Raw genomic sequence first — 16,772 nt, forward strand, 5'->3', positions numbered from 1 at the left:
CCGGCGCTAGGGCCACCTGTCAAGGCGCCGCAAGCCATGACGCCTGAGGTTGAAAGCGCGCCCTGAAGGGTGTATATTCGAAGTCGTATCTTTGGTATATTCGGACTTGGATATACGATTTGGAGAAATCGATTTGTCTCTGTACATCCGCGATAATGAGGTCGACGCGCTAGCTCGTCAGTTGCAGTCCGCCATCAAGGCCCCCACGAAGACTGAAGCAGTGCGAATCGCTCTCAAGCGGGAGCTTGAACGAGCGAACGCTGTCCTTCCGCTGGGCGAGCGTATCAAAAAATATCAGGATGCCGCGAGCGCACTTGGTCCCGATGACCCCACCTTCGATATGAAGAAATTCATGGACGAGGCCTGGGGGGAACCCGATGTTTCTTGATGCGTCCGCGATTATTGCGCTGATTTTGAGAGAGGCAGATGCGGAACGTCTGCTGAGAAGGATTGAAACCGCCGAGAGGCTCTACTTCTCGCCGAGTTCCGCTTTTGAAGCTGTCCTCGGAATCGCCCGCAGGAAATCTGTGGCTGAAAGCGGCGATCAAGCTCCGACACAGCCTGCTCTGATCGATCAATGCCAAACCATCGTCATCGGCTTCTTGGCAGAACTCAAGGCCGTGGAAGTTCCACTGGATGGTGCCATTCGCGAACTCGCAGTCAAAGCCGCGCGCGACTACGGTCGATATGTCGGCCATCCCGCCAAGCTGAATTTCGGCGACTGCTTCAGCTATGCATGCGCCAAGGCCTACCGGGTACCCCTGCTCTACAAGGGCAATGATTTCTTGCAGACCGATCTGGCCTGAATACTATCCGGCATCGGATTTGACCGCTCTTGTCAGCAGACGCTGATAGAACAGGCCGATGCCGATCAGCACCGCGCCGAGGCCGATGAAGGACAGCGCCCTCAGCACGCCTTCCAGTTCCGACATGTCGAAGAGGAAGACCTTCAACACGGCGACCGAGATCAGCGCTGCCGACGCAATGCGCAGCGCCTGCGACTTCAGCCAGACGCCGGCGGTGAGCAGCGCCACGCCGATGATCAGCCACAGCGCGGAATAGGTGTAGGTCTCGAGCTGGCCGAGGCCGCTCCACAGGCCAATGAACTCGCCCTTGAACTGCCGCCGGACCGACAGCGTCGCATAGGCGAAGGCAAGCAGCGCCGCCGCCAGCGCCAGCATCGCGGCGTACCATTTCGGCCGCTTGTCTCTGGTATAGAGCGCGAGCCCCCCGGCAGCGACGGCCGGCAAGAGATAGGCGAGGAACAGCAGGTTGAACACCAGGATTCGCCCGGTCGATTCGTCAGTAAACAGCGGGTTCAGCGCCACAAAATGCTGGATGACGATGAAGGCGACCGAGACCACGCCCGCGGCAAGCGAACCATAGCGCAGCACCGAGCTTGGCGAGCGCATGTCGATGGCGACCAGGATGGCGCCGGCGCCGATGGCGATCAGCGTATAGATTGCCTGCTCGGCGAGCGTGATAGCACCCGTGTCGATGACGCCGCCATGCATGGCGTGGCGCACGAATATCGCAACCGTGAGCAGCGCAAACAGTGCTGCGCCCGCTTCCATGGCGAGGCGTGGCCGGCCATTTGTGGTGCGGGCAAGCTGCCAGGCGGCAAAGCCGAAGGCAAGCGCCGGCACGCCGTAGCCCGGCAGCAGCCAGTTGAATACCGGCGTCGTCGACAGGAATTCGGCGCCGACGATTGTCGGATCGAAGGCGACGCGGCCGAGCACCGCGATGACCGCACCGACCGAAATCCAGCCGAGCACCGGATAGGCGCGCCAGCGGGTGACCAGCGCCGGCACGATGGCCGCCGCACCCAGGAGGATGGTGGTCCAGCCGGACCCGAAAGCCATGTAGATCATCAGCAAGGCGGCGACTGCTGTGCCGCCAAGCGCGAAGGAGACGGCAGCACCGCCCTGTAGCGGCGGCTCTTCACCGCGCGCGATCCACTCGCCGCCGGCCGCGAAGACCCCGACCAGAAGGGCTGCAACCGCCGCGTAGACAAGATCACGGTCGAGATTGCCGAAGGTGAACCAGAGCGCCAACAGAATGACCAGCGGCGCGACAGCGCCCCATGCCGCCCATGAGGCGGCGCGGATTTGTGCCGACGCGGCAAATTTGCGCGCGGCCCAGAATCCGGCGCCGATGAACATAAGTCCAAGAAAGATACCGATCCTGAGCATCAGCGTATCGGCAACTCCCGCCGGCAGACCTTCGACGTCGAGAACGCCACCTGAAAACTCTGAAGCGACGGAGGTTGGCGGAATGATGCCGAGATAGACCAGCACCGTCGCCAGCCCTGCGGCGTGCAGAAGCGCCAGCGCCAGCGGCCGGTAGAGCGCTACTGCGACCAGGGCTGCGATAAGAGCTGCTCCCGGCAGAGCATCGCCGGCAGCGTATGCCGGGTCGACGAACAGTGCCATCGCCGAAAGGCCGACGAAGAAGCCAGGTGCGATCGACGGCCAGTCGAAGCCCCTGACGGGCTCTGCTTCGCCACCGCGACGGCCGAGCCAGACGAAGGCAAGCACTGCCAGGGTCACCGCATTGATGAAGAGGATGACAGGCAGGTCGGTGCCCGGCGCATCAGTCATGTAAAGAATGGTCCAGAGGCCGGTGCCCACAAACGCTGCCGCCATCAGCAATTTCCAGTCGCGCAGGCGGGCGATGACGCCGGTGGCGGCGAGCACGATCGCCAAATAGCCGAACAGCGCCCAAGGATTCGGTGCCTGCGAGGCGACCAGCATCGGCGTCACCACCGCGCCGAGCAGGCCGATGCCGGCCAGCGCCTGGCCGTGGACGAGGGCGGCCGCGATGGTCGCCACACCGATGGCGCCGAGCAACGTGAAGGCGAGCGCCGGCCCGATGAAGCCGTAAACGCCATGCGCCGCATAAACAGTGCCGAACAGGATGAAAGCACCGGCCGCCGTCAGGATCGCCGGAATATAGGCGCCGGCGACGCCCTGCACCGGCACCCTGAAGCCGGTGCGGCGGATGAACTCGCCAACGGCGACCAGCACCAGCCCGAGCATTGCTGCCATGCTCAGCCGCACGCCGGGACCGAAAATGCCGGCCTCGATGGTGTATCGGATCAGGAACAGGCCGCCCAGCGCCAGCGCGATGCCGCCGACCCAGACCGCCCATCGGGTGCCGAGCGCCGTTTCAATGTCAGGCTTTTGCGTCGCTTTCGCCGTCACGGCGGCCGGTTGCACAGGTGCAGATCCAGCCGCCGCCGCTTCGCCCGCAGCCCACGGTCCGGATGCAATCTCCCCGGCTTCAACCTCTGTGGACGGCTTTTCCTCAGCCTCGCCCGCCGATGACGGGACAATATCGGTCACGGCCGCAACTGCCGCGTCTGTTGGCATGCTGTCGTTTGCGGCCTGTTCTACCGGCTTGGCCTGCGGCGGGGCCACATGCGCGCCCGAAAGCACGAGGCTGCGCAGCGCACCAAGTTCGCGCTCGATCAGGCCGATGCGGCTCTGCTGGCGTGAGATAATGACGAACAGCGCGATGATCGCGACTAGGCCGATCAGGCTTTCGAACATGGCGGTTCCCCCAAACCAAGCCAATAGTTACTGACAAATACGGCGGCCAGACGGCCAGCCGAGTCAGCGCGCCGCCAGATTGGCGGCCGGAAAGATCGAGCACGTTTCGGTGCCGAAAGCCAGCAGCTTGCCGTTGGCATCCTTCAGCGTCGCTTCCGAAACCGCCAATGTGCGGCCCTTGTGCACCACCCTGCCCTCGCACACCACCTCGCCGGTCATCGGCGTGATCGGTCGTGTCAGGTTCACCTTGAACTCCGCCGTCGTATAGGCCTCGCCCTTGTCGAGCAGCGTTTGCACCGCGCAGGCAAGAGCCGAATCCAGCAGCGTCGCGGCCCAGCAGCCATGCACCCCACCCAGCGGATTGAGATAGCGCTCGTTCGGCAGGCCGCGGAACACCGCACGTCCTTCCGACACTTCGGTCAGGTCGAAACTGAGCTGGAACGAAATCGGCGGCGCCGGGTATTTGTTGTCAATGATGCGCTGGAGCAATTCCAGGCCGGTGTATTCGAGGATGTCGCCGTGCGGAATGGTGCCGAGGCCGAGTGGCGAGACCCGGCCGGGATAGAGCTCCACTTCGCTCATCTGGTGTTTTCTCGGGCTGCGGGTTCTTCGATCGGGGACTTGCCCGCCGCGTGGTGCTTGCGCAGGGCGGCGAGGAAGCCGGCTCGGGCACCGGGCACCTCGATTCCGCGCGGCTCGTAGACATGGCGGGTAAAAAAGAAGCCGGTCAGCCGGAAGGCATCCTCGATCGCCGCCGGATCGGCGCGCAGGCCGGAGCCGCGCTGCAGGAAGGCGGGGAGCACCAGCATCTTGTCGCGCCATGGCGCGCCTGCCGCGCGCGACACCGCGCGCCCGGACTTCGGCGAGACATAGGCAAGGTCCTGCCTGGTGCCGGTCGCGGCACACTGGCTGAGATCGAGGCCGAAGCCGAGTTCGTCGAGAATCAGCAATTCGAAGCGCGCCACCAGCTCGCCGGCGGCGTCCGCATCGTCGAGGTGGGCGATCATCACGGCCAGCGTCTCGTAGAGGCCGTCATGGGCGTCGCGCTCGGGCAGCAGGCGCAGATGCGCAGCCATGGTCTGCAGCCCATAGATGGCGACGGCGCTGTCCATGAGCCGGGCGGCGTTCATCTCGATCGCCTCGGCCTGGAAGGTGCCAAGGTGTTCGTCGAGCCGCGCCCGCCACAACAGGTCGACGCGGTTGCCGGGCTGCAGAACCGGCTGCTGCTTGCGCGAGCGGCCGCCGCGCACAAGGCCGAGGTGGCGGCCATGCGCACGCGTCATGACCTCAAGAATGGCGCTGGTTTCGCCATGCTTGCGGGTGCCGAGAATGATTCCCTCGTCGCGCCATTCCATGAACGGAGCTTGTCACCGCTTCAGTGGCGAAATCAAGATTGGGTTTTTCAGGCCCTCTGTGAGCCCCTTCCGTAGCGGTCCGCGCGCTGGTGATCGGCAAGCACTTCATCGATCACGCGTCGCGACTTTTCAACTTCGATTGGATTGACGTCTATATGGCCGGCGACCGTAATCAGCGCTTTCCATAGCGCCCAGCCACGGCCCCGCGCCCAGCTTGCCTCATCGGCCTGAAGAACCGCGCGAAACACCTCTCGGCTTTTGCCTTCGAGGAGCGTCCATGCAATCGCCAAGTCGCACGAGGGATCGCCCACGCCGGACGTCCCGAAGTCGATCACAGCCCTCAAACTGCCTTGCCTGACCAACAGGTTTCCCCAACTGACGTCACCGTGGAACCAAACGGCCGCGTCATACCATGTCGCGGCAAGCGCTGCTTCCCAGACCGCGCTGGCGGCGCCCGTGTCGATCCTGCCGTCGAGGGCTGCAATTGCCTGCCGGGTTTCACCGTCATAGACGCTCAGTGGTCCGCCGCGAAAAAAGTTGTGCTGCCCTGGCGCCGGTCCACCGGCGGGATCGATCCGTTGCAGGGCGACCAGAAACTGGGCCAGGCTGGCCGCGAATTGCGGCAGGCTGGCAATACGCTCCAGCGTCGCCGTCTCGCCTTCGATCCAGCGGTAGACGGACCAATGCCAGGGATAGTTGTCGGCCGGGGCTCCCATCGCCAAGGGAACCGGGACAGGCAGCGGCAGCAGAGGCGCAAGCCTTGGCAGCCAGCGATGTTCCTTTTCCACTTGCAAGGCATAGGCCGCCGCACTCGGCAGCCTCACCAGCATATGGTCTCCGAGATGAAAGGTCCTGTTGTCCCATCCGCCTGATGCAACCGGCCGGACAGCAAGATCCTTCCATCGGGGAAATTGCGTGGCGACCAACCGGCTCACGAGGGCTGTGTCGATAGTAACTTCGTGTTTGAGCATGATCTTTTCCGAAAACCGGCTCCCACTTTTCGGGACATGCTCTAATGCGGAAACTCCAGCCCCATCTCGCGATAGCGCTCGGGGTCGTCGCCCCAGTTCTCGCGCACCTTGACGAACAGGAAAAGATGCACCTTCTGTTCGAGGATACCTGATATCTCCATGCGTGCCGCCTGGCCGATGGCACGGATCGTCTCGCCCTTGTGGCCGAGCACGATCTTCTTCTGGCTGTCGCGCTGGACATAGATGGTCTGGTCGATGCGCACCGAGCCGTCCTTCTTCTCTTCCCATTTCTCGGTCTCGATATGGGAGGAGTAGGGCAGTTCCTGATGCAGCCTGAGATAGAGCTTTTCGCGAGTGATCTCGGCCGCCAGCTGACGCATCGGCAGGTCGGAGATCTGGTCCTCCGGGTAATACCAGGGGCCGGCAGGCAGGGTTTCGGCCAGATAGTCGAGCAGGTCCTTGCAACCCGACCCGGTTAGCGCCGAGACCATGAAGGTGCGCTTGAAGGGCACCCTTTCATTCGCTGCCGCGGACAGGGCCAGCAGCGCCTCGGGCTTGACCCGGTCGACCTTGTTGAGGATCAGCACCATCGGCTGGCGGACATCCTTCAGCCGTTCGAGGATCGCGTCAGCGTCGCCCCTGATGCCGCGCTCGGCGTCGATCAGCAACAGCACGATGTCGGCGTCCTTGGCGCCGCCCCAGGCGGTCGTCACCATCGCCGTGTCCAACCGCCGCTTCGGCTTGAAGATGCCCGGCGTGTCGACGAAGACGATCTGTGCGTTGTTGTGGATGGCGATGCCGCGCACGATCGCGCGCGTCGTCTGCACCTTGTGGGTGACGATCGACACCTTGGCGCCGACCAGTTGGTTTACCAGCGTCGATTTCCCCGCATTGGGCGCGCCGATCAGCGCGACGAAGCCAGAATGCGTGGTGGCGGCTTCTGTTGCCGGCGGGACGTCTTCGGTGGCGGTCATGCCGCGCTCCCCTTATTTAGCCAGACGCCTTCGCGCAACAGGAGTGCAGTAGCGGCGGCTTGCTCGGCCTCGCGCTTGGAGCGCCCGCTGCCGGTCGCCGGCGGATAGGCGCCGACCTTGACGCTGACGGTGAATAGCGGATCGTGGTCCGGTCCCTCGCGGCTGTCAATTATGTAGACCGGCACGGCGCCTGCCGCCTGATGCGCCCATTCCTGCAGTTCGGTCTTGGCATCGCGGCGGGCGGCACCGATGGCCTGCGAGCGCGGCCGCCAGTATTTGTGGATGAAGGCGCGGGCCGCCTCCAGCCCGCCGTCGAGATAGAGCACGGCGATCAGCGATTCCAGCGCATCAGCCCGTAGATTGACGCGTTTGCGCCCGTCCAGGCCGCGTACGTCCGAGCCGGCACGGATCAACTCCGGCAGGCCGATCTCCTCGGCGATGTCCGCCAGCACCTCGGCATTGACCAGCGCGTTGAGCCGGAGCGACAGCTCACCTTCGGCAGCGTCCGGATACGCCGCCAGCAGCATGTCAGCGACGACCAGGCCGAGGACGCGGTCGCCCAGGAATTCGAAACGCTCATAGTCGATGCCGGCATGGCTGCTGCGGGCGCTGGCATGGGTCAGCGCGCGCTGCAAGCGCTGGCGGTCGGCAAAGGCGTGGCCGGTGCGCTCCATGAGCGCTTCGGCGAGCGCGTCGACGGTCAGCCGTTTTGTTGCCGCCATGACCCTAATTGACGAAATGGAGCAGGCGCGACGCGCGCATCAGCGACGGCCATTTCCAGATTTCGAGCGGGCTGGCGCTGCCACCGATCGAGAAGAAGATGAGATTGGCGCGGCCAACCAGGTTGTCGTCGGGCACGAAACCGACGGTGAAGCGGCTGTCCGAGGAATTGTCCCTGTTATCGCCCATCATGAAATAGTGCCCGGGCGGCACGTCGAATTCCTTGGTGTTGTCACCGATCGAGTTGGGTATCAGGTCGAGCGTGTCATAGCTGACGCCATTCGGCAATGTCTCGCGATAGACGTCGACCGGCCCGCTCTCCTCGGTGATGTCGCGATTGTCGATCTGCCCGACCTTCTGGCGTGGCACGCCGACGCCGTTGATGAAGAGCTGGCCGTCCTTGACCTGGATCTTGTCGCCCGGCAGGCCGACGACGCGCTTGATGTAGTCGACGGAGGGGTCCGGCGGGAACTTGAACACCGCCACGTCGCCGCGCTTCGGCTCGTCGCCCCAGATGCGGCCCGAAAAGAGGTCCGGCCCGAACGGCAGGGAATAGCGGGAGAAGCCATACGACCATTTGGTGACGAAGAGATAGTCGCCTTCGAGCAAGGTCGGCCGCATCGACCCGGACGGGATAGAGAATGGCTGAAAAAGCAGCGTGCGGATGACCAGAGCGAGCAACAGCGCCTGGACGATGACGCTGACGGTTTCGCCAAGCCCGCCGGATTTCTTCTGGGATTTTTCAGCCACGCTCATGTCGTCCTCGATTATGCGTTGGTTGGTATAGAGTCTCGGCGTGCGCTGGGCAACGTCATGCCGGTGGTCAGATGCAATCAATATGGCGCTTCTTCGACGGGCAACGCCTCGATGATCACAAAGGCTTGAGCAAGCGGAAAATCGTCGGTGATGGTGAGGTGGATCGCCGCCCTGTGCCCGTCAGGCAGGATTTTGTCCAGCTGCGCCGCCGCTCCGCCGGTCAACGCCATGGTCGGCTGGCCGCTGGCCAGGTTGACGACGCCCATGTCGCGCCAGAACACCCCTTGCGCCATACCGGTGCCCAGCGCCTTGGCGCAGGCCTCCTTGGCAGCGAAGCGCTTCGCATAGGAAGCGACGCGGGCGCCGCGGTTTTCGGAGCGGGCCTGTTCAACCTCGGTATAGATGCGCTGGATGAAGCGCTTGCCATGGCGCTCCAGCGATTTTTCGATGCGTCTGATATCGATCAGGTCGCTGCCGATACCAATGATCATTCGGCGGGAACTTCCCGTCCGGCCGCTCCAGCTCTTTTCGCCAGGCGCATAGAGCGCGAGAACGAGCGGTGTGGCCACAGATAGGTACGCACCCGCTCGAGAAAACCATCAGGCTTGCGGCGTCGAAAAAGCACTCTGTTCCTGTCCTGATATCCAAAGCTGCCGCTCCGACCATCCCGGGCCGGGCACGACAGCTACATCTTGCGCTTTGCGGCCGTCGAAAGGCAACAACGACCTTGATATAGCGATACGCTGGCCGCAGAACAACCGTAGCTGCATGCCGTCCGCTTGCTGTCGCCTGCGGGGCCGGCGTTTCGCCGCTCCGGACACAGTATAATCGCGGCGGATTTGAGGAGGCGAGTCGCCGCAGAAATCGGCAGCAACTCCAGCTATCTACGGCCCGTACTCGCTGACCTCGACGAGATTGCCGTCCGGGTCGCGGAAATAGACCGACATCATCGGGCCACGGGCGCCGATCCGCTCGACCGGCCCGACTTCGACGGCAACGCCGTTGGCCGCCAGGCTGGCGCATATCTCGGAGAGCGGACTGACGGCGACCAGGCAGAAATCCGCGGAGCCCGGAGTCGGCGCCTTGGCCTTGGGCTCGAAGGTGTGGCCTGCCTCATGCACATTGATTTTCTGCGTTCCGAAAAGCAGCGCCGTCGGCCGGTTCGGCTCGTCGAGGCGCCTGAAGCCAAGCACGCGCTGATAGAAGGCGCAGGTGTCTTCGACGGAGCGAACCGTCAGTACGAAATGATCGATGCCTGCAATCACGGCAGCGCCTCAGTTAACGTTGTTTTATGCACGTCGTTGTCCCAAAACCGCTGCGCAGTTTTGGGCGACATGCATCAGATATTGCGGCTGCCCGGCTTGATGGCCGGTATGGCGGCGAGTTCGGGCGGCAGCCTGTCGACCGGGTAGGCCGGAACCTCATATTCGGCGAGCGCGATCAGCGGCACGCCGACATCCGTCTTGCCGGCCGAGCGGTCGATGATGCAGGCAGCGCCAACGACCTCGGCGCCAAGCGCGCGCAGGCAGTCGATGGTCTCGCGGATCGACAGGCCGGTGGTGACGATGTCCTCGACGATGACGACGCGCGAACCCTTGGCGATCTCGAAGCGGCGGAGCCTGAACTCGCCCCCTTCCCGCTCGACCCAGATCGCCGGTGCGCCAAGATGGCGCGAGGTCTCGTAGGCCGGGATCAGCCCGCCGATCGCCGGGCCGACGACGTAATCGATCCTGCCGGACACAGCAGCGCGGATCTTTTCGGCCAGCGCCTTGCACAGGCGCTCGGTCTTGTCGGCATGCATGAAGACCCGCGCCTTCTGCAGGAAGACCGGGCTTCGCAAGCCCGATGTCAGGATGAAATGCCCTTCGAGAACGGCACCGGCTTCACGGAAAATGCCCAGCACTTCGTCGGTGTTCATTGTTCGCTCCATGTCCATGGCGAATGGTGAATGGTGGTGAGTAGTGAGAGCACCCTTCTTTCACTATTCACTATTCACTATTCACTATTCACCCATTCACGCGCCGCGCATCGCTGACGCTCGAATTGTCCTTGAGCTGCGACAGCAGCCGGTTCAGGTGCTTCAGGTCCCAGACTTCGAGATCGATCAGCATTTCGGTGAAATCGGGCGCGGTGCGCACCATCGACAACGTATGGATGTTGGCGTCGTTGGATGCAACGACCTGCGCGATGTCGGCCAGCGAGCCCGGCGCGTTGATGGCGGTGACCGAGACGCGCGCCGGAAACCGCTCCTTGGTGCGTTCGTCTATGTCCCAGCGCACGTCGATCCAGCGTTCTGGCTGGTCATCGAAGGCCTGCAGCGCCGGCGACTGGATCGGATAGATGGTGATGCCAGTCCCCGGCTGCACGATGCCGACGATGCGGTCGCCGGGCACAGCACCTTCCGGCGCGAAGCGCACCGGCAGGTCGCCGCGGACGCCGCGGATCGGCACGGCGCCGTCCTTTGGCTGGTCCTTGTCCTTGCGCGCCGCCCGGCCGGGAATCTGGAACAGCATGCCGGCGGCGTTGCGGATCTTCGACCAGCCCTCTTCGCGCTGCTTGGGCGCAACCAGCGTGACGCGTTCATCCTTGTAGTCGGGAAACACCGCCTTCATCACATCGGTGGAGGCAAGTTCGCCGCGTCCGACCGAAGCCAGCACATCCTCGATGTCCTTGCGCGCCAGCCGGTGCAGTACCGACTTCAGGCTTTCCTTGGTGAAGGTCTTGCCGGACCGCTCGAACGCACGCTCCAGAATACGAACGCCGAGACCCGAATACTGCTTGCGGATGGCGGCCTTGGTAGCGCGGCGGATCGCCGAGCGCGCCTTGCCGGTGACGACGACCGATTCCCACGCCGCCGGCGGCACCTGCGCCTTGGAGCGGATGATCTCGACCTCGTCGCCATTCTTCAGCTCGGTCATCAGCGGCATGATGCGGCCGTTGACCTTGGCGCCGACGCAGGTGTCGCCGACATCGGTGTGCACGGCGTAGGCGAAATCGATCGGCGTGGCGCCGCGCGGCAGCGCGATCAGCATGCCCTTGGGCGTGAAGCAGAAAACCTGGTCCTGGAACAACTCCAGCTTGGTGTTTTCGAGGAAGTCCTCGGGATTGTCGCCTTCGGCAAGTTGCTCGATGGTGCGCCGCAGCCAGGCATAGGCGTTGGTCTCCTTCGAGATCGCGTGGGCAGTGCCGTTCACCTTGCCGCCGCTGTCCTTGTAGATCGAATGCGCGGCAACGCCATATTCGGCGATCTTGTTCATCTGATAGGTGCGGATCTGCAACTCGACGCGCTGGCGCGACGGTCCGACGATGGTGGTGTGGATCGAACGGTAGTCGTTCTGCTTCGGCGTCGAGATGTAATCCTTGAAGCGGCCTGGCACCATCGACCATGTCGTGTGGATGGCGCCGAGCGCCCGGTAGCAGTCCTCGACGGTATCGACGACGACACGAAAGCCGAAAATGTCGGACAGCTGCTCGAAGGACAGCGCCTTGGCCTCCATCTTGCGGAACACCGACCACGGCTTCTTCTGGCGGCTCTTCACCTCGGCCTTGATCGCATATTTGTCGAACAGCGTGGACAGCGCCATCTCGATCTCGGACAGCACGCCCTTGTTGCGCTCGAATATTTCGGCGAGCCGCGCGGTGACGGCGCGGTAGGCTTCCGGATTGATGAAGCGGAAGGCGATCTCCTCAAGCTCCTCGCGCATGCCTTGCATGCCCATGCGCCCGGCCAGCGGCGCATAGATATCCATCGTCTCCTCGGCGATGCGCAGGCGCTTGGCCTCGGGCACATGGTCGAGAGTGCGCATGTTGTGCAGGCGGTCTGCAAGTTTGACCAGCAGCACGCGAACGTCTTCCGAGATCGCCAGCAGGAGCTTGCGCAGGTTTTCAGCCTGCTCGGCCTTCTTGGAGACGAGGTCGAGTTTCTTCAGCTTGGTCAGGCCTTCAACCAGCTTGCCCATTTCCGGACCGAACAGCTCGTCGATCTCGGCCCTGGTCGCCGTGGTGTCCTCGATCGTGTCGTGCAGCAGGGCAACCGCGATGGTCGCCTCGTCCATGTGCATTTCGGTGAGGATGGCGGCGACTTCGAGCGGATGCGAGAAATAGGGATCGCCGGAGGCGCGCTTCTGGTGACCATGCTTCTGCATGGCGTAGACATAGGCCTTGTTGAGCAGCGCCTCGTTGACGTCAGGCTTGTAGCGCTGGACGCGCTCGACAAGCTCATACTGACGCATCATGGGCGGGATCTCGCAGTGCTGAAATGAATCATGCGCCGCACTGGCGTACGGCGCATGTCATAGATAACCACGAAACTGCCGACGCGAAAGTGTCGGCGGCCGCTGCGAAGATCAATAATCGTCGCTTTTTTCCGGCGGTACCAGACCTTCGATGCCGGCCAGCAGGTCTTCCTCGGTCATGCGGTCGAAGGTGATGTTGTCCTCGGTGTCGTCGGCATCGGTTGCCGCAGCGGCGGTACCGGTCTGGTCGGCGATCGCCTCGCCATCGGCTTCCGGCTCGTCGACCTCGACATGCTTCTGCAGCGAGTGGATCAGATCTTCCTTGAGGTCGTCGGGCGACAATGTCTCCTCGGCGATCTCGCGCAGCGCGATGACCGGATTCTTGTCGTTGTCACGAGGAACCGTGATCTGCGCGCCTTGGCTGATCTGACGGGCGCGGTGGCCGGCCAGAAGCACGAGCTCGAAGCGGTTGTCGACCTTGTCGATGCAATCTTCAACGGTTACGCGGGCCATGAGCTGCCCCTTTCATGCCTGGATTTGATGGAAAACAGGCGCGGTCCATAACCCGAACGCAGCCAAAATACAAGCTTTTTGGCAATGCCAAGATCGGGGCCAGGGCAGGGGCCGGGGCCAAGGCCGTCTGGGCGCGCGCCGCCTGCGACGATACGGCACCGATCACAATTGCTTGCTTGCAGCATCATACCCTTGGATTGCCGTAAAACCGGCGCTATCTCGAATGACGAAGGTCAGCCGGTTATTTCAAGCCGACCGATAGTCACGCGCATTTAGACGACCGCTTATTTTTCGAAAAGGAATATTTTCCATGTTCGACCCTCGCGAAAAAATCGCCCTTTTCATCGACGGTGCCAATCTTTACGCCACGTCGCGCGCGCTCGGCTTCGATATCGACTATCGCAGGCTCTTGTCGAGCTTTCAGAAGCGTGGCTATCTGCTGCGTGCTTACTATTACACCGCGCTGGTCGAGGATCAGGAATATTCCTCGATCCGGCCGCTGATCGACTGGCTCGACTACAACGGCTTCAAGGTGGTGACCAAGCCGGCCAAGGAATTCACCGACTCGACCGGCCGCCGCAAGATCAAGGGCAATATGGATATCGAGTTGACCGTCGATGCGCTGGAACTCGCCGATGTCGTCGACCACTATGTCATCTTTTCCGGCGATGGCGATTTCCGCACGCTGGTCGAGGCGCTGCAGCGGCGCGGGCGCAAGGTTTCGATCGTCTCCACCATGGCTTCGCAGCCGCCGATGATTTCCGACGATCTGCGCCGCCAGGCGGACCATTTCATCGATCTGATGACGCTGAAGAGCGAGGTCGGCCGCGATCCATCCGAGCGGCCGGTGCGCCGGCCCGAGCCGGCCGAAGTCGACGAGGACGACTATTGACGGCGGCGGTCTTGACCGCTCCTTCGGTCGCGTCCCCAGAGCCCGATCGCGACTGCCCGCTCTGCCCGCGGCTGCATGATTTTATCGCGCAATGGCGGCAGCGCGAGCCGTCCTGGTTCAATGCGCCGGTGCCGACCTTCCTGCCGCCGGAGGGCGAGGATGCAGTGCGGCTGCTGATCGTCGGGCTGGCGCCGGGCCTGCGCGGTGCAAACCGCACCGGACGTCCCTTCACCGGCGACTTTGCCGGCGACCTGCTCTACAACACGCTGATCGCACACGGCTTTGCGCGCGGCCAATTCAAGGCGCGGCCCGATGACGGGCTGGAGCTTGTCGGCACGGCGATCACCAATGCGGTGCGCTGCGCGCCACCGGACAACAAGCCGGTCGGTGCCGAGATTGCCACCTGCCGGAGGTTCCTGGTGCCGACGATCGCGCGGTTTAAGAACCTGCGCGCCGTGCTGGCGCTTGGCTCGATCGCGCACCAGTCGACGGTGCGGGCGCTCGGCCAGCGTGTCGCCGCTTATCCGTTCAGGCATGGCGGGCAGCAGCAAACCAATGGCATGACGCTATTTTCCAGCTATCACTGCTCGCGCTACAACACCAACACCGGCGTGCTGACGGAAGCGATGTTCGTCAACGTGTTCAGGGAGATAGCGGCGTTTCTCGAGAGATAGATTCGGGCGGTGGCGCAACCAGCTCGGCCAATTTCTCCTGCCCGCCCTGAAGGACATTCAGATCGACATCGCCGGTGATGCCGTCGACGCGACCCTTGTCGTGGTACTGCCAGTAGATCCACTCGTCATGACCTGGCTGTAGCGCCAGCGAACGAACCCAGTGCGGGCGGCCGACAATCTGCCCGGCATAGGCCCGCGCCGCGTCGTCGGTCACATAAAGGATCGCCGTTTTGCCGAAGGCTGCTTCGACAGGACCAAGGAAAGCGGAGAGTTCGACATTCAATTCTTCGGGCGATGGCCGCCGCGGACAATTGCCGACGAATTCGATATCCACCACCGGCGGCAGCAGCGGTTGACCGCGCGGCACGACGGAGATGAAATTCTTCGCCTGATCGGCGCCAGGCCTGCAGAAGGTGAAGAAATGATAGGCACCGACCGCCAGACCGGCCGCACGGGCCTCACGTAGATTGGCGGCGAAGGCGTCATCAATATAGTCGCCGCCTTCGGTTGCCTTGATGACGGCGAAGGTGACGTCATCGGCGGCAACACGCCGCCAGTCGATCTGCCGCTGATGATGGGAAACGTCGATGCCCCTGACCGGATATTTGCCGCGGTCCGGAGAAAACGGATGGAAATAGAAATAGCCGCCGACCGCGACGAGGCACGCCAGGATCAGGCTGGCCGCACCCCAAAAGACGATCCGGTTCTTCATCCGGTTCTTCAAAAGAGCGGCTCCCAGCCTACCCACGCTCCTTTAGCAGCCGGCCCTTTTCGCGCGACCAGTCGCGCTGCTTTTCGGTTTCGCGCTTGTCGTGCAATTTCTTGCCTCGGCCGACGGCGAGTAAAAGCTTCGCCCGGCCCTGGTCGTTGAAATAGATCTTTAGCGGCACCAGCGTCATGCCTTCGCGGTCGACGCTCTGCGCCAGTCTGGCCATCTCGCGCTTGTTGAGCAGGAGCTTGCGGCGCCGGCGCGGCTCGTGGTTGAAGCGGTTGGCCTGCAGATATTCCGGCAGATAGGAGTTGATCAGCCAGATCTCGCCGCCCTCGACCGAGGCGTAACTGTCCTGGATGTTGGCCTGGCCCTGGCGCAGCGACTTCACCTCGGTGCCGGTCAGCACCAGGCCGGCCTCGATCGTGTCGAGCACCTCATAGGAAAACCGCGCCTTGCGGTTTTCCGCAACGGTCTTGTTGTTGGGGTCGGCTTTTCTGACTTGATTCATGATGCGGAGAGGTGGCGCCTCATTCCTAATTAATCAAGCCGGCGTGCTTCATGGCCGCATCGATCTTTTCGGCGGTCGACTGCTCGACGGTGACCAGCGGCGAACGCAGCACGTTCTCGACCTTGCCGAGCTTCGACAGTGCATATTTCGCGCCGGACACGCCGGGTTCGAGGAAAATCGCCTTGTGCAGCGGCAGCAGGCGGTCCTGCAAGTCCAGCGCCTTGGCGTTCTCGCCGGAAAGCGTCGCCTCCTGGAATTCGGCGCACAGCCGCGGCGCGACATTCGCCGTCACCGAGATGCAGCCGACGCCGCCATGGGCGTTGAAACCGAGCGCCGAGGCATCCTCGCCGGAAAGCTGGATGAAATCCTTGCCGCAGCTGGCACGCTGCTCGGAAACCCGCTCGACCTTGCCGGTGGCGTCCTTGACGCCGATGATGTTCTTGAAGTCGTGCACCAGCTGGCCCATCGTCTCGGGCATCATGTCGATCACCGAGCGTGGCGGAATATTGTAGATGATGATCGGCAGGCTGGTCGCCTTGGCGACCGCGGCGAAATGCGCATAGAGGCCGCGCTGCGTCGGCCTGTTGTAGTAAGGCGTGACGACGAGCGCCGCGTCGGCGCCTGCCTTCTCGGCATACTGGACCAGGCCGACCGCCTCTTCGGTGTTGTTGGAGCCGGCGCCGGCGACGACCGGAACCCGGCCTTTGGCCACCTCGATACAGACCTTGACGACTTGGCGGTGCTCGTCATGCGACAGCGTCGGCGACTCGCCGGTGGTGCCGACCGGAACCACGCCCGTCGTGCCTTCAGCGATCTGCCAGGCAACGAGAGCGCGAAAGGCTTTCTCGTCGAAACGGCCGCTCTTTTCGAACGGTGTCACGAGCGCGGTAAGCGAGCCTCTCAGCATGTCG

19 protein-coding genes are annotated in these 16,772 nt (G+C 63.2%); 4 read left to right on the forward strand and 15 right to left on the reverse strand.

Going from position 1 to position 16,772, the window contains the following annotated elements; all coding sequences use genetic code 11:
* The first annotated feature begins 133 nt into the window (after positions 1 to 133).
* Positions 134 to 388, forward strand: a complete 255-nt coding sequence (locus AC0L3N_RS04775) for a type II toxin-antitoxin system VapB family antitoxin (protein ID WP_473546012.1) — start codon at positions 134 to 136, stop codon at positions 386 to 388.
* Complete coding sequence (locus tag AC0L3N_RS04780; RefSeq protein ID WP_473546014.1) at positions 378 to 806, forward strand: type II toxin-antitoxin system VapC family toxin; 429 nt, start codon at positions 378 to 380, stop codon at positions 804 to 806. The genes AC0L3N_RS04775 and AC0L3N_RS04780 overlap by 11 nt, the downstream gene beginning before the upstream one ends.
* A 3-nt stretch (positions 807 to 809) precedes the next feature.
* On the opposite strand, the gene AC0L3N_RS04785 is transcribed toward AC0L3N_RS04780, so the two are convergent.
* From AC0L3N_RS04785 to rpoZ, 12 genes are all read right to left on the reverse strand, one after another.
* Positions 810 to 3,551: a DUF2339 domain-containing protein gene (locus tag AC0L3N_RS04785; protein ID WP_473546016.1), complete on the reverse strand. Its 2,742-nt coding sequence runs from the start codon at positions 3,549 to 3,551 to the stop codon at positions 810 to 812.
* A 63-nt stretch (positions 3,552 to 3,614) separates the two neighbouring features.
* On the reverse strand, positions 3,615 to 4,133 hold the full coding sequence (locus AC0L3N_RS04790; protein WP_473546018.1) for a PaaI family thioesterase: 519 nt from the start codon (positions 4,131 to 4,133) through the stop codon (positions 3,615 to 3,617).
* Positions 4,130 to 4,906: a DNA repair protein RecO gene (recO, locus tag AC0L3N_RS04795; protein ID WP_473546019.1), complete on the reverse strand. Its 777-nt coding sequence runs from the start codon at positions 4,904 to 4,906 to the stop codon at positions 4,130 to 4,132. Before recO ends, AC0L3N_RS04790 begins: the two co-directional genes overlap by 4 nt.
* A 47-nt stretch (positions 4,907 to 4,953) precedes the next feature.
* Positions 4,954 to 5,877 (reverse strand): aminoglycoside phosphotransferase family protein, encoded by a 924-nt coding sequence (locus tag AC0L3N_RS04800; RefSeq protein WP_473546020.1) that lies wholly within the window; start codon positions 5,875 to 5,877, stop codon positions 4,954 to 4,956.
* Positions 5,878 to 5,918: 41 nt separating this feature from the next.
* Complete coding sequence (gene era, locus AC0L3N_RS04805; RefSeq protein ID WP_473546022.1) at positions 5,919 to 6,851, reverse strand: GTPase Era; 933 nt, start codon at positions 6,849 to 6,851, stop codon at positions 5,919 to 5,921.
* Positions 6,848 to 7,573 carry a ribonuclease III gene (gene rnc / locus AC0L3N_RS04810; protein WP_095496687.1) on the reverse strand — a complete coding sequence of 242 codons (726 nt, stop codon included), beginning with the start codon at positions 7,571 to 7,573 and terminating at the stop codon, positions 6,848 to 6,850. Before rnc ends, era begins: the two co-directional genes overlap by 4 nt.
* Positions 7,574 to 7,577: 4 nt before the next feature.
* Entirely contained in the window at positions 7,578 to 8,327 is a 750-nt protein-coding gene (gene lepB / locus AC0L3N_RS04815) for a signal peptidase I (protein WP_473546343.1), read from the reverse strand.
* Between the two features lie 77 nt (positions 8,328 to 8,404).
* Positions 8,405 to 8,818 carry a holo-ACP synthase gene (gene acpS / locus AC0L3N_RS04820; RefSeq protein ID WP_473528067.1) on the reverse strand — a complete coding sequence of 138 codons (414 nt, stop codon included), beginning with the start codon at positions 8,816 to 8,818 and terminating at the stop codon, positions 8,405 to 8,407.
* A 393-nt stretch (positions 8,819 to 9,211) separates the two neighbouring features.
* On the reverse strand, positions 9,212 to 9,592 hold the full coding sequence (locus tag AC0L3N_RS04825; RefSeq protein ID WP_473546024.1) for a VOC family protein: 381 nt from the start codon (positions 9,590 to 9,592) through the stop codon (positions 9,212 to 9,214).
* A gap of 74 nt (positions 9,593 to 9,666) precedes the next feature.
* Positions 9,667 to 10,245: an orotate phosphoribosyltransferase gene (gene pyrE / locus AC0L3N_RS04830; RefSeq protein WP_473546026.1), complete on the reverse strand. Its 579-nt coding sequence runs from the start codon at positions 10,243 to 10,245 to the stop codon at positions 9,667 to 9,669.
* An 88-nt stretch (positions 10,246 to 10,333) separates the two neighbouring features.
* Entirely contained in the window at positions 10,334 to 12,562 is a 2,229-nt protein-coding gene (locus tag AC0L3N_RS04835; protein ID WP_123149814.1) for a RelA/SpoT family protein, read from the reverse strand.
* Positions 12,563 to 12,673: 111 nt separating this feature from the next.
* Positions 12,674 to 13,075 carry a DNA-directed RNA polymerase subunit omega gene (gene rpoZ, locus AC0L3N_RS04840; protein WP_029354482.1) on the reverse strand — a complete coding sequence of 134 codons (402 nt, stop codon included), beginning with the start codon at positions 13,073 to 13,075 and terminating at the stop codon, positions 12,674 to 12,676.
* Between the two features lie 310 nt (positions 13,076 to 13,385).
* Between rpoZ and AC0L3N_RS04845 the strand changes: the two genes are divergently transcribed.
* Positions 13,386 to 13,967: a LabA-like NYN domain-containing protein gene (locus AC0L3N_RS04845; protein ID WP_123149816.1), complete on the forward strand. Its 582-nt coding sequence runs from the start codon at positions 13,386 to 13,388 to the stop codon at positions 13,965 to 13,967.
* Positions 13,964 to 14,641 carry a uracil-DNA glycosylase gene (locus AC0L3N_RS04850; RefSeq protein ID WP_473546028.1) on the forward strand — a complete coding sequence of 226 codons (678 nt, stop codon included), beginning with the start codon at positions 13,964 to 13,966 and terminating at the stop codon, positions 14,639 to 14,641. Before AC0L3N_RS04845 ends, AC0L3N_RS04850 begins: the two co-directional genes overlap by 4 nt.
* Here AC0L3N_RS04850 and AC0L3N_RS04855 read toward each other — a convergent pair.
* From AC0L3N_RS04855 to dapA, 3 genes are read right to left on the reverse strand one after another with little or no spacing between them, the layout of a single operon-like run.
* Positions 14,610 to 15,353, reverse strand: coding sequence for a glycoside hydrolase family 25 protein (locus tag AC0L3N_RS04855; protein WP_473546030.1), 744 nt, complete (start codon positions 15,351 to 15,353; stop codon positions 14,610 to 14,612). The genes AC0L3N_RS04850 and AC0L3N_RS04855 overlap by 32 nt on opposite strands.
* A gap of 28 nt (positions 15,354 to 15,381) precedes the next feature.
* Positions 15,382 to 15,861 carry an SsrA-binding protein SmpB gene (gene smpB / locus AC0L3N_RS04860; protein WP_473486640.1) on the reverse strand — a complete coding sequence of 160 codons (480 nt, stop codon included), beginning with the start codon at positions 15,859 to 15,861 and terminating at the stop codon, positions 15,382 to 15,384.
* Positions 15,862 to 15,886: 25 nt separating this feature from the next.
* Entirely contained in the window at positions 15,887 to 16,768 is an 882-nt protein-coding gene (dapA, locus tag AC0L3N_RS04865) for a 4-hydroxy-tetrahydrodipicolinate synthase (RefSeq protein ID WP_123149903.1), read from the reverse strand.
* Between the last annotated feature and the right edge of the window lie 4 nt (positions 16,769 to 16,772).

Source organism: Mesorhizobium sp. WSM4807 (assembly GCF_055811615.1).